Here is a 15,734-nt window from a genome sequence, read left to right as displayed (position 1 = left end):
GTCGGGGGTGGGAGGTGTGGTCGGTCAGCCGGTCAGGGTGAAGGTCTGGGCCGGGGAGCCGCTGCAGGGCTGCTGGGAGAGGCGGGCGCCGTTGGCGGTGGAGGCGTTGTCGACGGTGAGGCACTTGCCGCTGTGCCGGGCGGTGAAGCGGTACTGGTTGCCGGTGCCCACGGGTTCGGGGCGCCACTGCTGGTTGGTGCCGCCCTCGTAGGACCACAGGTGGACCTTGGTGCCGGTACCGGTGGCGCCGGGGCCGCCGTCGACGTCCCAGACCTTGGTGTTGTGGCGGCTGACGACCTGGTAGTTGCCGTCGCTGGTGGGCTTGAACTGCCAGCTCTGGTTGGCTCCGGTGCCGCAGGCCCACTGCTGGAGGGCGGTGCCGTTGCCGGTGCCCCAGTCGGCGGCGTCGAGGCAGGCGCCGCTGTTGTTGTTCTTCACCTGGTACCAGGTGGTGGGGTCGATGCCGCCGCCGCCGGTGCCGGGTGCGGTGGTGGCGGTGGCGGTGTTGGAGGCGGGTGAGGTGTTGCCGGCGGCGTCGATGGCGCGGACGGTGTAGGAGTAGGTGGTGGAGGGGTTCAGGCCGGTGTCGGTGTGGGTGGTGGCGTTGCCGGGGAGGGTGGCGGTCAGGGTGGTGCCGCGGTAGACGCGGTAGCCGGTGACGCCGGTGTTGTCGGTGGAGGCGTTCCAGCGCAGGTCGATCGCGGAGGAGCCGGCCGCGGACGCGGTCAGGCTGCCCGGGGCGGTCGGCGCCTGGGTGTCACCCGGGTTCGACCCGCCACCCGACCATGTGAACGTCGCGAGCGCGTTCGGAGGCAGCGTGTAGGAGGCCTGCTGGCCGTTGAGGGAGATGTTGAAGTTCTGGGTGCCGCCGCCGATGTTGGTGACGACCAGCGCGTAGCTGCCGTCCGGGTTGCGGAAGGCGGCGTTCTCCAGGTCGCCGGCGTTGTTGGAGCCGACGCGCACGGCGCCGGGCTTGACGAAGCGGCTCATATGGCCGATCGCGTAGTACTCGGCGTTGCGGGTGACGGTGGTGCCGTCGATGGCGACGACGCCGGTGCACATGCCCTGGGGGTTGGCACCGCAGCCGCCGTTCACCGGGCCGCCGCGGGAGTCGAGGGCGAGGTTCCAGTTGACGACGGCCTTGGCCCAGTTGCGGCTCGCCCCGATGTGGACGTTGCGGGAGTGCCACTTGAGGGTGTCGGAGAAGTACTGCGGGAACGAGTCGTTGACGCCGTGCCAGCCGGACCCCTCGGTGAACCAGATGCCCTTGTCGGGGAAGGCGTCGTGCAGACGGGACTGGGCGGATGCGTCACCGGCGTAGTGGTGGAAGCCGGTGCCGTCGATCCAGCGTGCGGCCGAGCCGCGCAGCGCGTCGTAGGGGTAGTTGGGCTCGGGGTCCACGCCCATGCGTTGGGCGTCGGCCAGGTCGTCGGGGTGCAGAGACCAGTTGTGATCGTACGAGATGATCTTCACGTCGCCGAGGCCCGCGCTCTCCAGCATCGGTCCGAGCTCGTTGATCACGGCGTTCTGGTCCGCGACGGGCAGATCGGTGCCGGGGTAGGCGTCCGGGGTGCGGTTCTGCGGCTCGTTCTGCACGCTCAGGGCATAGATCGGCACGCCGGCCGCCTCGTACGCCTGGACGAACTTCACCAGGTACAGCGCGTACGAGCGGAAGTACGCGGGGTCGCTCTTGACCCGGCCGCCGTCGAGCCGGCCGTTGTTCTTCATCCACGCCGGGACGCTCCAGGGACTGGCCATGACCTTCAGCCCGGGATTGAGCTGGAGGGCCTGGCGCAGCAGCGGAAGGATCTGGGCCTCGTCGTGGCGGATGCTGAAGCGGGTCTGGTTCAGGTCGGTCTGCCCGGCGGGCAGGTCGTTGTACGTGTAGTGGGCTCCGTCGACGAAGTCGGAGGCGCCGATGGGCTGACGCAGGAAGCTCATCCCTATGCCCTCGGTCGGGCTGAACAGGGACTTCATGACCTCGTTGCGCTGCGCCTGGGGGAGGTCGTACAGGAGCGACGCGGACGAGTCGGTCAGTGAGGCACCGAATCCGTCCATGGTCTGGAACGTCTGGCCCGGGTTGATGCTGATCGTCTGCCCGCTCCCGTTGCCGTCCTGGAACTGGGTCCCCGCGGCGGCCTTGAGCAACTGGGACCGGTCGGGCGTGGTGATCCAGGCGGAGACGGCCGGGCCGGGGGCGGCCTGCGCCGTGCCGGTGCCGACGGCGCCGGCGGCGAGCAGGCCGAGCATGGTGGCGCCGGCTGCCAGCAGCGCGGTTCGGCGCCGGCCACGGGGACGTGGTCGGGCAAGAGATGGCGACATGAAGCCTCCTGAGACGAGAGTGCGGCTCGTGCTGCGTAAGAGGGCTGCCGGGCATGCTTCACGTGGGGTGGGACACGCCGTCCCACATCGATGGACGGCTCCACGGACGGCGGCGCCCTCGGCAAGGAAGAAGTAGACGCCGACGGCAGGTACCCGTCAAGACATGAAGTCAAGTGGATCTCACAACCCACCGCTCTGGTAAGCCCCTTGAGCCCTTCGCGCCCGAGCGGGCCTGCCGGCCCAGCGTGCCGCAACCTGTGCCTTCTATGCAGGTCAAGCGAGTTCACGTAGGCAGGGATGGCGAGCTTCCGCCGCGGGGCCACCACACTCGGCCAGAGGGAAAATCCTCTCCTCCCGCATGGAAGGACGGGGCGCTACCGCGCACCGTGTCTTCATTGCCTGGGATCACGGTGAGGCGATGGGGTGGGCGGCGGGGCTGAAGCCTGCGCGTCTGATGGGTAAGCGTGCACCGCACTTACCAAGTGGGTGGTAAGTGTGCTTCCCTGGGGTGGAGCAGGGGCTCCGCAGGGATAGTCCACAGCCCGAACCGCCCCTGGATGAACACGTTTTCGCTGTTCACAGCATCTGCGGCTGCCGCTCTCCATCCGCGCCGGCATAGTCGGCAGGTCGGCAGCGTGCCGCTTCACCGGGTCCCTCGGGCGCGCCCTTGCGGACCGGTGCTCCAGCCCCGCTCGGTGCCGTCGCAAAGGTACGGCCCTTCGGGAGGGAGACGGGAACGCTCATTGACTTCAAGTAATGGAGAGAGCGCTCTCGCGACCGCCGTCCGGATGACGCCTGAGGCGCCGTCAGTGGTGGGTGCCGGAGCCGAACTTCTGTGGCGCGAGGGTGGACAGCAGGGAGGTGACGACCAGGTCGGTGGAAGCGGCCATGTCCACGGCTTCGGGGTCCAGCAGCCACTGCACTTGCAGGCCGTCCATGACCGCGATGATGGCATTGGCCGCCGTGGCGGCCTCCGCTGCTCGGTCGTCAGGCAGATCGCAGGCCATGCGCAGGGCGTCGGCGACGAAACCGCGCAGGCCGGTGTAGCGGTCGCGAAAGTAGTCCTGGGCGGGGTGGTTGTCGGTGACGGACTCCGCCGACAGCACCGCGTAGAGCCGGACGATGCCCTCCCGCTCGGCGTTTCGCAGGGCGGTGTCCACCAGGTGGCGCAGGAACTCAAGACCCTGGGGGCGGTCGGGACCCAGCTGCTCGATGTCCCTCTGATCGCGCAGCTCCAGGACGCTGGTGAGCAGCAGGGCTTTGGAGCGGAAGTAGTGCAGGACGCCGGCCTGGGTCAGCCCTGCCTGCTTGGCGATCTCGGCGAGCGAGGCGTTGTTGTAGCCGCGGGCGGCGAAGGCGTCCGAAGCGATGTGCAGGATGTCGCGCTGCCGCTGCTTGGCCTCGGGGCTGCGCGGCGTGCGAGGGCGCTGGGCGCCGGGAGGTCTGCGCACGGGTGGATTGCTCACCCGGGACACCCTAAGCCCCCTGCCTGCGGTCATCGCCGGCGCTGGAGAATCCGGGCACATATGTGACCCGCACCACTTACTAACCACTCAGTGGGTGTGTTTTCATGTCGCCGTCACCCCGAGGCAACACCGTCGTCATGGCTGGAAGGACGCTCATGGTCTCGCCCCCCTCCGTTATCGCCGCCGCCGCGTCAGGAGCCGCACCGGCGTCTTCCGGCGCGGTCGAGGAGAGCAGGTGGGCCGCGATGATCCGCGGCTTGGACCTGGAGTCGAAGGTGCGGCTGCTGACCGGTGCCTCGCTCTGGTCGCTTCCCCCCGAGCCCCGACTGGGTCTGCTTTCGGTGGTCACCTCGGACGGGCCACAGGGTGTGCGGGGCACGGGCGAGACGCCGCACGAGACGGGGCTGCTCGCCCCGGCCCCCAGCGCGATGGCTGCCAGCTGGGACATCACGCTGGCCGAGCGGCTGGGGGGCCTCTTCGCCAAGGAGGCCCGGCGCAAGCAGGTCGACGTGGTGCTGGCTCCGCTGGTGAACCTCCAGCGCACGCCGGTCGCGGGCCGGCACTTCGAGTGCCTGTCCGAGGATCCGCTGCTGACCGGCGTTCTCGGTGCGGCCCTGGTACGGGGGCTGCAGGGCAACGGGGTCGCCGCGTGCGTCAAGCACTTCGTGGCCAACGACTCGGAGACCGACCGCACCCGCTATCGGTCGCGGATCGATGCCCGCACGCTGCGCGAGGTGTACCTGGCGCCGTTCGAACGCGTCCTGGCGGACGCCGGGCCGTGGAGCGTGATGGGGGCGTACTCCGGAGTCGACGACGGCGTGGAATCCGCGCCGATGCTGGAGCACCAGCGTCTCCTGACCGGTGTCCTGAAGGGCGAGTGGTCGTACGACGGGGCGGTGATCAGCGATTGGGCAGCCACCCGCACCGCGGCCCCGTCGGCGAACGCCGGCCTCGACCTCGTCATGCCCGGCCCGGACGGGCCCTGGGGCGAAGCCCTGCTCGCAGCGGTCCGCCGCGGCACGGTGGACGAAGCCGTCATCGACGACAAGGTCAGGCGCCTGATGCGGCTGGCCGCCCGGGTGGGCAAGCTCACCGCGCCCTGGAAGCACGGCGAACAGCCGCCGCGGCCGCCCCACACCGCCTCACCGGGTGAGGCCGACTTCGCGATACTTCGGCAGGTCGCCACACGCGGCACGGTGCTGCTGCGCAACGAGGCGGGACTGCTGCCCCTCGACGCCGGCCGACTCACCCGGGTCGCCCTGATCGGGCCGAACGCCGTCCTGCCCTACCTCCAGGGCGGAGGCAGCGCCTACGTCCCCGCCGTGCGCACCGTCACCTTCGAAGAGGGCCTGCGTGCGGCGCTCCCGGAGCAGGTGGAGTTGACCGTGCACCGGGGCGGATCGTCGCGCCGGCACGCACCGTTCATCGATCCCTCGCGCACCGCGGCCCCGGACGGCATCGCGCAGGGCGTCAGGGCCGACTTCATCGACCGCGACGGCAACGTGATCACCAGTGAAGTCCGCTGCACGGGCGACTGGGGCGGCTTCGGCTGGGTCCCCGAACGCGCCGAACGTGTCGTGCTCACCAGCCGGATCACGCTGGTGGAGCCCGGCACGCATGTGCTGGAGTTCGGCTGCGCCGGGCGGTTCACCGTCGAGCTGGACGGCGAGACGATCCACACCGGCGACGACGGCCGAGGCGTCGAACTGGTGCTGGAGTCCAGCCACAGCCACCCCGCCACCCACCGCCACAGCGTCCAGGTCTCCGGCACCCCGCTGGATCTGGACCTGGCGATCGACCTGCACGTCGTCGACGGGGACGGATACGGCCGGTTCGTCACGGCCCATCTGCGCCACCAGCCGCCGGGACCCACCATCGAGCAGGAGATCGCCGACGCGGTCGACGCCGCGCGCCACGCGGACGCCGCGGTCGTGGTCATCGGCACGAACGAAGAGGTGGAGTCGGAGGGCTGGGACCGCCCCGACCTGACACTGACCGACCAGCAGCACCGCCTGGTGCGCGCGGTCAGCGCCGTCAACCCGCGCACCGTGGTCGTCGTCAACGCCGGAGCCCCGGTCCTGCTGCCCTGGGCTCAGCAGGTACCCGCCCTGCTGTGGGTGTGGCTGCCGGGGCAGGAGGCCGGACACGCGCTGGCCGACGTCCTGTTCGGCCACGCGGAGCCTGCCGGGCGCCTTCCATGGACCCTGCCGGCCCGCGCGCAGGACGTGCCGGTGCCCGACGCCATCCCCGTGGGCGGTGTGGTCGCGTACACCGAAGGCATCCACGTCGGCTACCGCGCCTATGACCGCGCCGGCATCGAACCCGCCTTCGCCTTCGGACACGGCCTGGGGTGGACCACCTGGTCCTACGACAGTGCCCGGGCGCAGGAACTGTCCGTCCCCGCCCACCTCCCCAGCCCCGCGGGCGGGGACGGACTGCACATCTCGGTGAGCCTCACCAACACCGGCACCCGGCAAGGCCGCGAAGTGGTCCAGGCCTACCTCGAAACCCCCGACGACGGCATCGACAGCGCCGTCCGGCCGCTCGCGGCCTTCACCACCCTCACCGTCGCCGCCGGTGAAAGCGCGACCGCGACGCTGACCGTCCCCCTGCGCGCCTTCCAGGCCTGGAACGACCAGGCCGGCCGCTGGGCGACCCGCAGCGGGCGGCACCGCCTGCGCATCGGGCGCTCCAGCCGGGACCTGCGCCTCGCCTTGGACATCGAGGTGGAAGCGGACGGCACCACGACCACCCTCCGCCCCGCGCGACCCTCCACCTGACCGCACACCCCGCCGGCACCGCAGATCCAGGCCCGGGCACCGGTATACAGCCGTCAACGAACAGCACCACCCCGAACCACAGGAGTGACGAACATGTCCCGTACCACCCGCACCGCCGCAAGAGCCACCTCCGTCGCACTCGCCGCGATGCTGCTGGCCACCGCCTGCGGACGCTCCGGCGACTTCGGCCCGGACAAGGAGGCCGCCGCCCTCGGCCAGGGGCCGGCCAAGGGATCGATCACCATGTGGTCGATGGGCGACGCGGACCCGACACTGCAGGCTCTGGCCAGGGAGTTCGAGCAGCAGAACCCGGACGCCGACGTGAAGATCACGCCGATTCCGTGGGAAGCCGCCCACGACAAGCTGACGACCGCGATCGCCGGTGGCAACGGCCCGGACGTGTCGCTGATCGGTTCCACGTGGATGGCGGAGATGGCCGCCATGAACGGCTTCCAGGCCACCCCGGACGAGATCGAGCCCAGTGCGTTCTTCCCCGGACAGTGGGACACCACCAAGTACCAGGACACCGCCTACGGCGTCCCGTTCGTCGCCGACACCTCGGTGATCTACTACCGCACCGACATCGCGGCCAACGCCAAGATCACCAAGCCCGCCACCACCTGGGACGGCTTCTACCAGGACCTCGAAGCGATCCAGAAGACCGCCGGCAAGCAGAACCCGAAGCTGCGCTACGCCTCCGGCCTGCAGACCGGATTCAACGCATGGCTCTTCTGGCTGCCGATGGTCTGGCAGAGCGGCGGCGACATCTACGACCCGCAGGCGAAGAAGTTCACCTTCGACACCCCTGAGGTGGCCCAGGCCCTGGAGTACTACGGCAAGATCTTCAAGAACAAGATGGCGCCCACCGACAAGACCGACGGACAGCAGGGCTTCCACGACGGCCTGATCGCCACACTCCAGCAGGGCGCCAGCGTCGGCGGCAACCTCCACAAGGACAGCCCCGAGCTGGACTCGAAGTGGCAGACCGTCGTCCTGCCGGCGAACAATCAGGCCGCCGGCCTTGCGGGCGGCAGCGACCTCGCTGTCTTCAAGAGCAGCGACAACAAGGACGCCGCCTGGAAGTTCGTCCGCTTCCTCACCGAGGCGAAGAACCTCGCCACCTACGGCGCCGGAACCGGCCAGCTGCCCGCCGCCCCGGCCGCCTGGGACGACAAGCGCATGGCATCCAACACCAAGCTCACCCCCTTCCGGGACCAGCTGCAGGTCACCAAGGCCCCGCCGGCCATCACCACCTGGCAGCAGATCGCCTCCACCATCGACTCCGAACTGGAGAAGCTCGCCCTCGGCAAGGCCACCCCCGCCGATGTGCGGAAGGCACTGCAGTCCAAGGCCACGTCCATCGGCATCGGCCGCTGAACGGCACCCGCACGGACGAAAGACACCGCCATGCCTCCCACCAAGACCCCCGGGCCCGGTGAAACGGCGGCACGGACCTCCCGGGCGCACCCGCCCACGGGACCCGGCCGGCGTCGCACCACCCCCTCGACCACCGCCCGGCGGCAGGGCCGCGCCGCCTGGACACTGGCGACGCCCTTCCTGCTCCTGTTCGCGGTGTTCATGCTCCTCCCGGTCGCCTGGTCGCTGCTGATGAGCATCACCGACACCAAGAGCGCGGACCTGCAGACCCCCTTCGCGGTCGGCTTCGTCGGCCTGGACAACTACACCAAGCTGTTCCAGGACCCGGTGTTCTTCACCGCCCTGCGCAACACCGGCGTCTTCGTCCTGTTCGGTCTGCCGCTCACGCTGGCCGCCGGCCTCGCGGCGGCAGTCGTCCTCGACCGCGGCATCCGCCGCTTCCGGGCCGTCTTCCGCGTCGGCTTCTACCTCCCGGTCGTCACCAGCATCGTCGCCATCGCGGTGGTCTGGAAGACACTCCTCGAACCCCGCTCCGGACTGGTCAACACCGCCCTCGCGTGGTTCGGTGTCGACGGACCGGCCTGGCTCGCCGACACCCGCTTCGCCCTCCCCGTGATGATCGTCATGGCGGTGTGGCGCAATCTCGGCACCGTCATGATCATCATGCTCGCCGGCCTCCAGAGCGTCCCGCGGTCCCTGCTGGAGGCCGCCGAGATCGACGGGGCCAACGCCTGGCAGCGGTTCTGGCGCATCACCTTCCCCCTGCTGCGCCCGGCGCTGCTGCTCACCTCGGTCACCACGGGCATCGGCTACCTGCAGTTCTTCGACGAGCCGTTCGTCATGACCCAGGGCGGCCCGCTCGACTCCACCCTGTCAGCCACCATGTTCTCCTACCGCCAGTTCGGCTACGGCAACTACGACTACTCCTCCGCGGCCAGCTACGTCATCTTCGTGCTCATCGCCGGGCTGACCGTCCTCCAGTTCCGCGTGCTGAGGGAGAGGGACTGACCATGGCCACCCCCACCGCCCTCGCACCCCCCGACGACAGGCGCCGGCGCCGGCGCGCGGCCCGGCAGCGCTGGGGCAACCCCTGGCTCTACCTCCCCCTGACCGGCGCCCTCTTCCTGATGGTCGTGCCGTTCCTCTGGATGCTCTCCGGCTCCTTCAAACCCGAAGCCGACATCCGCAAGGTCCCGCCGGTCATGCTCCCCACCGAACCCACCACCGCCAACTACGCCGAGCTCTTCGACAACCTCGACTTCGTCGGCATGTTCGCCAACTCCCTCGTCGTCGCCCTCGTCGTCACCGCGGGCAACCTGCTGTTCTGCTCGATGCTCGGCTACGCGCTCGCCAAGCTGCGATTCCGCGGCCGCAAAGCCGTCTTCGCCCTCGTCCTCGGCACCCTCATGGTCCCGGGCCTGGTCACCTTCGTCCCCCTGTACGTGCTGACCACCAACCTGGGACTGACCGACTCCCTGCTCGGACTGATCCTGCCGTTCCTCGCCGCCCCGTTCGGCGTGTTCCTCATGCGGCAGTTCATCGGCTCACTGCCCGACGAGCTCATCGACGCCGCCCGCATGGACGGATGCGGCGAGCTCGCGATCTTCTGGCGCATCATCCTTCCGATGACCAAGCCGGCCCTGGCCACCCTCGGCATCATCAGCTTCCTCGGCTCATGGAACAACTTCCTCTGGCCGCTGGTCGTCGCCCAGAACGAAGAGCAGTACACCCTGCCCGTCGGCCTCGCCCTCGTCAGCAGCGGCCAGGACTTCACCCGCTACGGGATCCTCCTCGCCGGCGCCGCCGTCGTCCTGGTCCCCGTCCTGGTCGTCTTCCTCCTCTTCCAGCGCCACTTCATCGCCGGAATCGCCACCACCGGCCTCAAGTAGCCACCGGACACCGTCAACGTCGCCTCACCCGGCCGCGCGACTCGGCCGAGCGACCCCTCCAGGGCCCCCACGCCCCATCCCTTCGAAGCCTCGGCCCAGCAGGGCTCCCCACGCGCGCCCCGGGCCGGAGTACCCCCCCCCCACTGTCAGGAACACACCGAAGGAGAGCCGCAGCATGTCCTACCCCAGCCCCCGAGCCCGCGCCGCAGGCGTCGCGCTCGCCCTGGCCGTCGCCGGCCTCGGCCTCACCGGAACCGGCACCGTCCAGGCCGCCGACCCTGTCGCCCAGGTCTGGGTCACCACCGCCGACGGCGCCAAGAGGCTCGCCTCCGAAGGCACCATCACCTTCACCGCGACCCCGCAGTCCGTCGACATACGCATCGACGCGAACAGCAAGGCACAGAAGTTCACCGGCGCCGGCGCCTCCGTCACCGAAGCCTCCGCCCACCTCATCCAGAGCCTGCCCGCCGACAAGCGGGCCGACCTGATGAAGTCGCTCTTCTCCTCCAGCGAGGGCATCGGGCTGAACTACCTGCGCCAGCCGCTGGGCAGCACCGACTTCAACGCCGGCGGCTTCTACACCTACGAGGACACCCGCGGCCAGTTCTCCATCGGCCGCGACCAGCAGGAGATCATCCCCGTCCTCAAGCAGGCCACCGCCATCAACTCCGCCATCCGCTTCATGGGCTCCCCCTGGTCCCCGCCCGCCTGGATGAAGACCGGCAACTCGCTCAACGGCGGCAGCCTGAAGACCGACCAGTACCAGGCGTACGCCGACTACCTGGTCAAGGCGATCAAGGCATACGGGCAGCAGGGCATCTCCCTCAGCGACCTCACGGTCCAGAACGAGCCCGAGTTCGCCACCAGCTACCCCTCCATGAGCATGACGTCCTCCCAGCAGGCCGAGTTCTTCAAGGTCCTCGACCGCACCCTCACGGCCAACAACCTGCCCACCAACCTGCTGGCCTACGACCACAACTGGGACCACCCGAACTACCCCGTCGAGGTCTTCAACTCCACCCAGGGCATCGGCCGCGTCATCGGCGCCGCCTTCCACTGCTACGGCGGTGACCCCTCCGCACAGCAGAGGATCGTCAACGCCGGCAAGCGCGTCTTCTTCACCGAATGCTCCGGCACCGACAGCTCCAACCCGGCCACCACCTTCGGCGACACCCTCTCGTGGCACGCCGAGAACCTCGTCGTGCAGAACATGCGCAACGGCGGCGAGACCGTCGTCAACTGGAACCTCGCCCTCGACCAGAACGGCGGCCCCCACCAGGGCCACTGCGCCAACCGCTGCAACGGCATCGTGGAAATCGCGAACGGCAACGTCACCCGCAACGCCGAGTACTACGTGCTGGGCCACGTCGCCAAGTTCATCAAGCCCGGCGCCACCCGCATCGGCTCCACCAGCCAGGGCGCCCAAGGCGTTCAGAACGTCGCCTTCCAGAACCCCGACGGAAGCCGCGCCGCGTTCGTCGTCAACACCGCCGGCAGCGCCCAGCGCATCTCCCTCACCGACAACAACCGGTCCGCCGCCTACACCATCCCGGCCGGCGCCGTCGCGACGCTGACGTGGTCGGGTGGCGGGTCGAACCCCGGTGACACCCAGGCGCCGACCGCTCCGGGCAGCCTGACCGCGTCCGCGGCCGGCTCCTCCGCGATCGACCTGCGCTGGAACGCCTCCACCGACAACACCGGCGTCACCGGCTACCGCGTCTACCGCGGCACCACCCTGACCGCCACCCTCCCCGGCAACGCCACCACCCACACCGACACCGGCCTCAACCCCTCCACCACCTACTCCTACACCGTCCGCGCCATCGACGCCGCCGGGAACACCTCACCCGCCTCCAACACCGCCACCGCCACCACCGCACCCGGCACCGGCGGAGGCGGCATCGACCCCACCACCTGGTACCAGGTCGTCAACACCGCCAGCGGCAAGTGCCTGGACGCCGACGGCGGCTCGACCGCCAACGGCACCAAGCTCCAGCAGTGGGCCTGCCAGACCGGCAACACCAACCAGCAGTGGCAGTTCCAGCCCACCACCAGCGGCAACTACAAGGTCGTCAGCCGCAACTCCGCCACCCTCGCCTGGGACGTCGACGGCGGACCCACCGCGACCGGCAACGGCGCCAAGGTGAGCCTGTGGACCTACGGCAACGGCACCAACCAGCAGTTCAAGCCCACCGGCCTCGGCAACGACACCTTCACCTTCACCGCACGCCACAGCGCCAAGTGCCTCGACCTCACCGACAGCTCCACCGCCGACGGCGCCCGTCTCCAGCAGTGGACCTGCCACAACGGCCCCGCCCAGACCTTCCGCCTCGCCCCCCGGTCCTGACACCACCCCTCCCCACCCGCACCCCGTGCTCCAGCAGCCCCCACGGCTGCTGGAGCCCTTCGGGGCCTTCACCTCCAGGGTCATCTGGAGGCACGTCGTGCCCATGCCGCGGAGAAGCCGCACGCTCTCGCCCTGGACTTCGAGGACGGAGCCCCGACTCCCGCCTCGAAGCGCATCACGATCGGCGATCACAGGGCTCGACATGGTGCCGCCCAGCACCCCGAATCGATCTTGGAAAGCGTTAAGGCCCAGGTCAGGGGCTACCCGACCTGGGCCTCGGCGGAGCCCCCTGTCGGGTTCGAACCGACGACCCCCGCTTTACAAGAGCGGTGCTCTGGCCAGCTGAGCTAAGGAGGCGCTGGGGTGAGTGTAGCCGGACACGGAGGGGTCACGGTCGGGATTACGGGGGTGGAGGAGGGCTGACAGGAGGGGGCGGGCGGGGTACCGTCACGGCAGTCCGCGACGTGGACTAGACCCCTGGACGAGGGAGGAGGGCACTCCTCACCCTCGAAGCAGGGGGCTTCCTTCCTTTACTCGGATCGTCCGGCACGTTCCTGCCGGTGAAGGGACCGCATCACCATGGCTTCTGTCACGTTCGACAAGGCGACCCGGCTCTACCCGGGCGGCACCAAGCCCGCCGTCGACCAGCTGGAGATCGAGATCGCGGACGGGGAGTTCCTCGTCCTGGTCGGTCCGTCCGGCTGCGGCAAGTCCACCTCGCTGCGCATGCTCGCCGGGCTGGAGGACGTCAACGGCGGCGCCATCCGCATCGGTGACCGCGATGTCACCCACCTGCCGCCGAAGGACCGGGACATCGCGATGGTGTTCCAGAACTACGCGCTCTACCCGCATATGACCGTCGCCGACAACATGGGCTTCGCGCTCAAGATCGCCGGCGTCAACAAGACGGAGATCCGGGCGAAGGTCGAGGAGGCGGCGAAGATCCTCGACCTCACCGAGTACCTGGACCGCAAGCCGAAGGCGCTCTCCGGTGGTCAGCGCCAGCGGGTGGCGATGGGCCGCGCCATCGTGCGTGAGCCGCAGGTGTTCCTGATGGACGAGCCGCTGTCGAACCTCGATGCCAAGCTGCGCGTGTCGACGCGTACGCAGATCGCCTCGTTGCAGCGCCGGCTCGGCATCACCACCGTGTACGTGACCCACGACCAGGTCGAGGCGCTGACCATGGGCGACCGGGTCGCCGTCCTCAAGGACGGGCTGCTCCAGCAGGTGGACACCCCGCGCAACATGTACGACCGCCCGGCGAACCTGTTCGTCGCCGGCTTCATCGGCTCCCCCGCGATGAACCTGGTCGAGGTGCCGATCACCGATGGTGGGGTGAAGTTCGGCAACAGTGTGGTGCGGGTGTCGCGGGACGCGTTGGCGGCGGCCGCGGACCGGGGCGACAAGACGGTGACCGTGGGCGTCCGCCCCGAGCACTTCGACGTGGTCGAGCACGGCGGTGCCGCCGTCGGCGCCTCGCTGCGCAAGGACGACGCGGCCGACCCGGCCGGTGTGGCCCTCACGGTGAATGTGGTCGAGGAGCTGGGCGCCGACGGGTACGTCTACGGCTCCGCGCGGGTCGGTGGCGAGGACCACAAGGACCTGGTGGTCCGCGTCGGCGGCCGCGCCATCCCGGAGAAGGGCTCCGTGCTCCATGTGGTGCCCCGCTCGGACGAGATGCACGTCTTCTCGACCTCCACCGGTGAGCGGCTCTCGGACGTCTGATCTGGCCGAGTGATCGACGCTGGGATCAACGCTTCTGGGCGGCCTCGCACTTCGGTGCGGGGCCGTCCGCGTAACCGGGAGGGACGCTGTCAGGAGACCCCGGCCCCGGCCAGCCGCAGGGCGCGGTTCACATGATCATCTTTGGGGACAAATACCCCGGCACAGTGGTCAATTCGGGCAGCCGCGTCAACTCTCCATTCGAAAAGGAGCATCGAACCGTCCCTCGTGGGGGTGACTAAATGTCTCCAAATCACTACCGGCCGCTACGCTCACGTCCGTGACCCACAGCGCACGCCGTATCGGCCGTTCCCTCGCCTTCGTCCTGCCCGTCGTCCTGGTGCTCTCCGGGACCCTCGCGGTCGCCAGTGTCCCGTGGGCCGGCAACTCCGCCGGGACACAGATGCTCACCGCCTCCTCGGAGAACGTCTCCGTCCCGGCCGCCAAGAGCCGCGCGCCGCAGGACGTCCTCCGGGACAAGCTCCTCGCCGAGCTCCAGCAGAAGGACCCGGGCTTCGCCCTCACCAGCCTCCAGCGCGAGGTCGAGGAGCGCCCGTCGCTCGCCAAGCACTGCATGTCGATCGCCAAGGCCCTCGGCCGCGCCGCCGTCGAGCACTACGGCCCGGTGCGCGCCCAGACCTACTCCCGCCCGGTCTGCGACACCTCCTTCGCCTCCGGCGTCGCCCACGTCCGCTGAGGACGCGAAGAACATGAAGGACATGAAGGGCTTGAGGGTACGAGGGGCCTGAGGGCCGCCGCGGCCGCAGTCGGGCCTCGGGCGGGCCATGGTCGCCGCGCCCGCCCCGCCGCGCCCCCGTGGCACCTCATCCGCGCCCGCCCCGCCCCGCGGCACCCCCACCGCGCCCGCGCCGCGCGGCCGTTGGCACGCCGCCTGGCCGCCACCGCGCCTAGGGTGCGCCGTATGGACACCTCTCGGCGTAGGGAAGCCGCTCCCCCGCCCCGTACCGCCTCCGGGGCGGCGCAGGGCCCGACGCAGGCCGTTGTGCTGGCGGGCGGGCAGGGCTCGCGGCTCCGCCCCTACACCGACGACCGACCCAAGCCGATGGTCGAGATCCCGGGCACCGGGACCCCGATCATCGGCTTTCAGCTTGCCTGGCTGGCCGCGGAGGGGGTGACGGATGCCGTGGTCTCCTGCGGGCATCTGGCCGAGGTGCTGCAGGCGTGGCTGGAGACGGCGGAACTGCCGCTGCGGGTCAGCACCGTGGTGGAGGAGGAGCCGCTGGGGCGGGGCGGCGGGCTGAAGTACGCGGCGGCCCGGCTGCCGCACCCCGAGGAGCCCTGGTACGCCACCAACGGCGACATCTGGACCCGCTTCCCGCTGCGCGAGATGGCCGCGTTCCACGCCGAGCGGGACGCCCTCGCGACACTGGCCCTGGCCCGGCCCCGTATCCCGTGGGGGGCCGTGGAGACGGACGCCTTCGGGCACATCACCGACTTCGTCGAGGCGCCCCCGTCCCCGTATCTGATCAACGCCGGGGTGTACGTCTTCGCCGCGGAGTTCACCGCGCTGCTGCCCGACATCGGGGACCACGAGCGCACCACCTTCCCCCGGCTGGCCCGCGAACGCCGGCTGGCGGGCTTCCCGTTGCCGCAGGGCGCCTACTGGCGCGCCATCGACACGGCGAAGGATCTGAGGGAGGCGGGGAAGGAGCTGGACGGCCGATGAAACCTTGAAGAGCGGCGATGGCCTCTTGAGGAGCGGCCGATGACTCCTTGAGGGACGACAGGGGCGCCGCCCGTGCACCACCAGCTGGCAGCCGTCCGGATCGAGGTCGCGGTCGTCCATCCGGGTGGCGAGCAGCAGCGGGGC

The 15,734-nt window shown here is 70.0% G+C and carries 10 protein-coding genes and 1 tRNA gene; 8 read left to right on the top strand and 3 right to left on the bottom strand.

Annotation, left to right across the window (positions count from 1 at the left end; genetic code table 11):
* Positions 1-24: 24 nt before the first annotated feature.
* Positions 25-2,322 (bottom strand): RICIN domain-containing protein, encoded by a 2,298-nt coding sequence (locus ABZ945_RS00055; RefSeq protein ID WP_361261356.1) that lies wholly within the window; start codon positions 2,320-2,322, stop codon positions 25-27.
* 806 nt (positions 2,323-3,128) lie between these two features.
* Positions 3,129-3,701, bottom strand: a complete 573-nt coding sequence (locus ABZ945_RS00050; protein ID WP_361262821.1) for a helix-turn-helix domain-containing protein — start codon at positions 3,699-3,701, stop codon at positions 3,129-3,131.
* Positions 3,702-4,033: 332 nt separating this feature from the next.
* Between ABZ945_RS00050 and ABZ945_RS00045 the strand changes: the two genes are divergently transcribed.
* From ABZ945_RS00045 to ABZ945_RS00025, 5 genes are all read left to right on the top strand, one after another.
* The gene (locus ABZ945_RS00045; protein ID WP_361261352.1) at positions 4,034-6,568 is read left to right on the top strand and encodes a glycoside hydrolase family 3 C-terminal domain-containing protein; all 2,535 of its coding nucleotides are present in this window, start codon (positions 4,034-4,036) and stop codon (positions 6,566-6,568) included.
* A gap of 93 nt (positions 6,569-6,661) precedes the next feature.
* Complete coding sequence (locus ABZ945_RS00040; RefSeq protein WP_361261349.1) at positions 6,662-7,945, top strand: extracellular solute-binding protein; 1,284 nt, start codon at positions 6,662-6,664, stop codon at positions 7,943-7,945.
* Positions 7,946-7,975: 30 nt separating this feature from the next.
* Positions 7,976-8,953, top strand: coding sequence for a sugar ABC transporter permease (locus tag ABZ945_RS00035; protein ID WP_361261346.1), 978 nt, complete (start codon positions 7,976-7,978; stop codon positions 8,951-8,953).
* Between the two features lie 2 nt (positions 8,954-8,955).
* On the top strand, positions 8,956-9,834 hold the full coding sequence (locus tag ABZ945_RS00030) for a carbohydrate ABC transporter permease (RefSeq protein ID WP_361261343.1): 879 nt from the start codon (positions 8,956-8,958) through the stop codon (positions 9,832-9,834).
* A gap of 175 nt (positions 9,835-10,009) precedes the next feature.
* Positions 10,010-12,181, top strand: coding sequence for an RICIN domain-containing protein (locus ABZ945_RS00025; RefSeq protein ID WP_361261340.1), 2,172 nt, complete (start codon positions 10,010-10,012; stop codon positions 12,179-12,181).
* Positions 12,182-12,464: 283 nt separating this feature from the next.
* Here the strand turns inward: ABZ945_RS00025 and ABZ945_RS00020 are convergent.
* Positions 12,465-12,538: transfer RNA gene (locus ABZ945_RS00020), tRNA-Thr, on the bottom strand.
* Positions 12,539-12,760: 222 nt separating this feature from the next.
* Between ABZ945_RS00020 and ugpC the strand changes: the two genes are divergently transcribed.
* The 3 genes from ugpC to ABZ945_RS00005 all read left to right on the top strand — a co-directional run bounded on the left by ugpC (position 12,761) and on the right by ABZ945_RS00005 (position 15,590).
* A complete protein-coding gene (gene ugpC / locus ABZ945_RS00015; RefSeq protein ID WP_361261337.1) occupies positions 12,761-13,906 on the top strand; it encodes a sn-glycerol-3-phosphate ABC transporter ATP-binding protein UgpC in 1,146 nt (381 codons plus the stop codon).
* A gap of 277 nt (positions 13,907-14,183) precedes the next feature.
* Entirely contained in the window at positions 14,184-14,600 is a 417-nt protein-coding gene (locus ABZ945_RS00010) for a hypothetical protein (RefSeq protein WP_361261334.1), read from the top strand.
* 225 nt (positions 14,601-14,825) lie between these two features.
* Positions 14,826-15,590 (top strand): nucleotidyltransferase family protein, encoded by a 765-nt coding sequence (locus ABZ945_RS00005; protein ID WP_361261331.1) that lies wholly within the window; start codon positions 14,826-14,828, stop codon positions 15,588-15,590.
* Positions 15,591-15,734 lie beyond the last annotated feature (144 nt).

Origin of the sequence: Streptomyces sp. NPDC046887 (assembly GCF_040644755.1) — a bacterium.
GTDB lineage: Bacteria > Actinomycetota > Actinomycetes > Streptomycetales > Streptomycetaceae > Streptomyces > Streptomyces lichenis.
The sequence above is the reverse complement of the archived record's forward strand: the minus strand, read 5'-3'. Positions and strand labels throughout refer to the sequence as shown.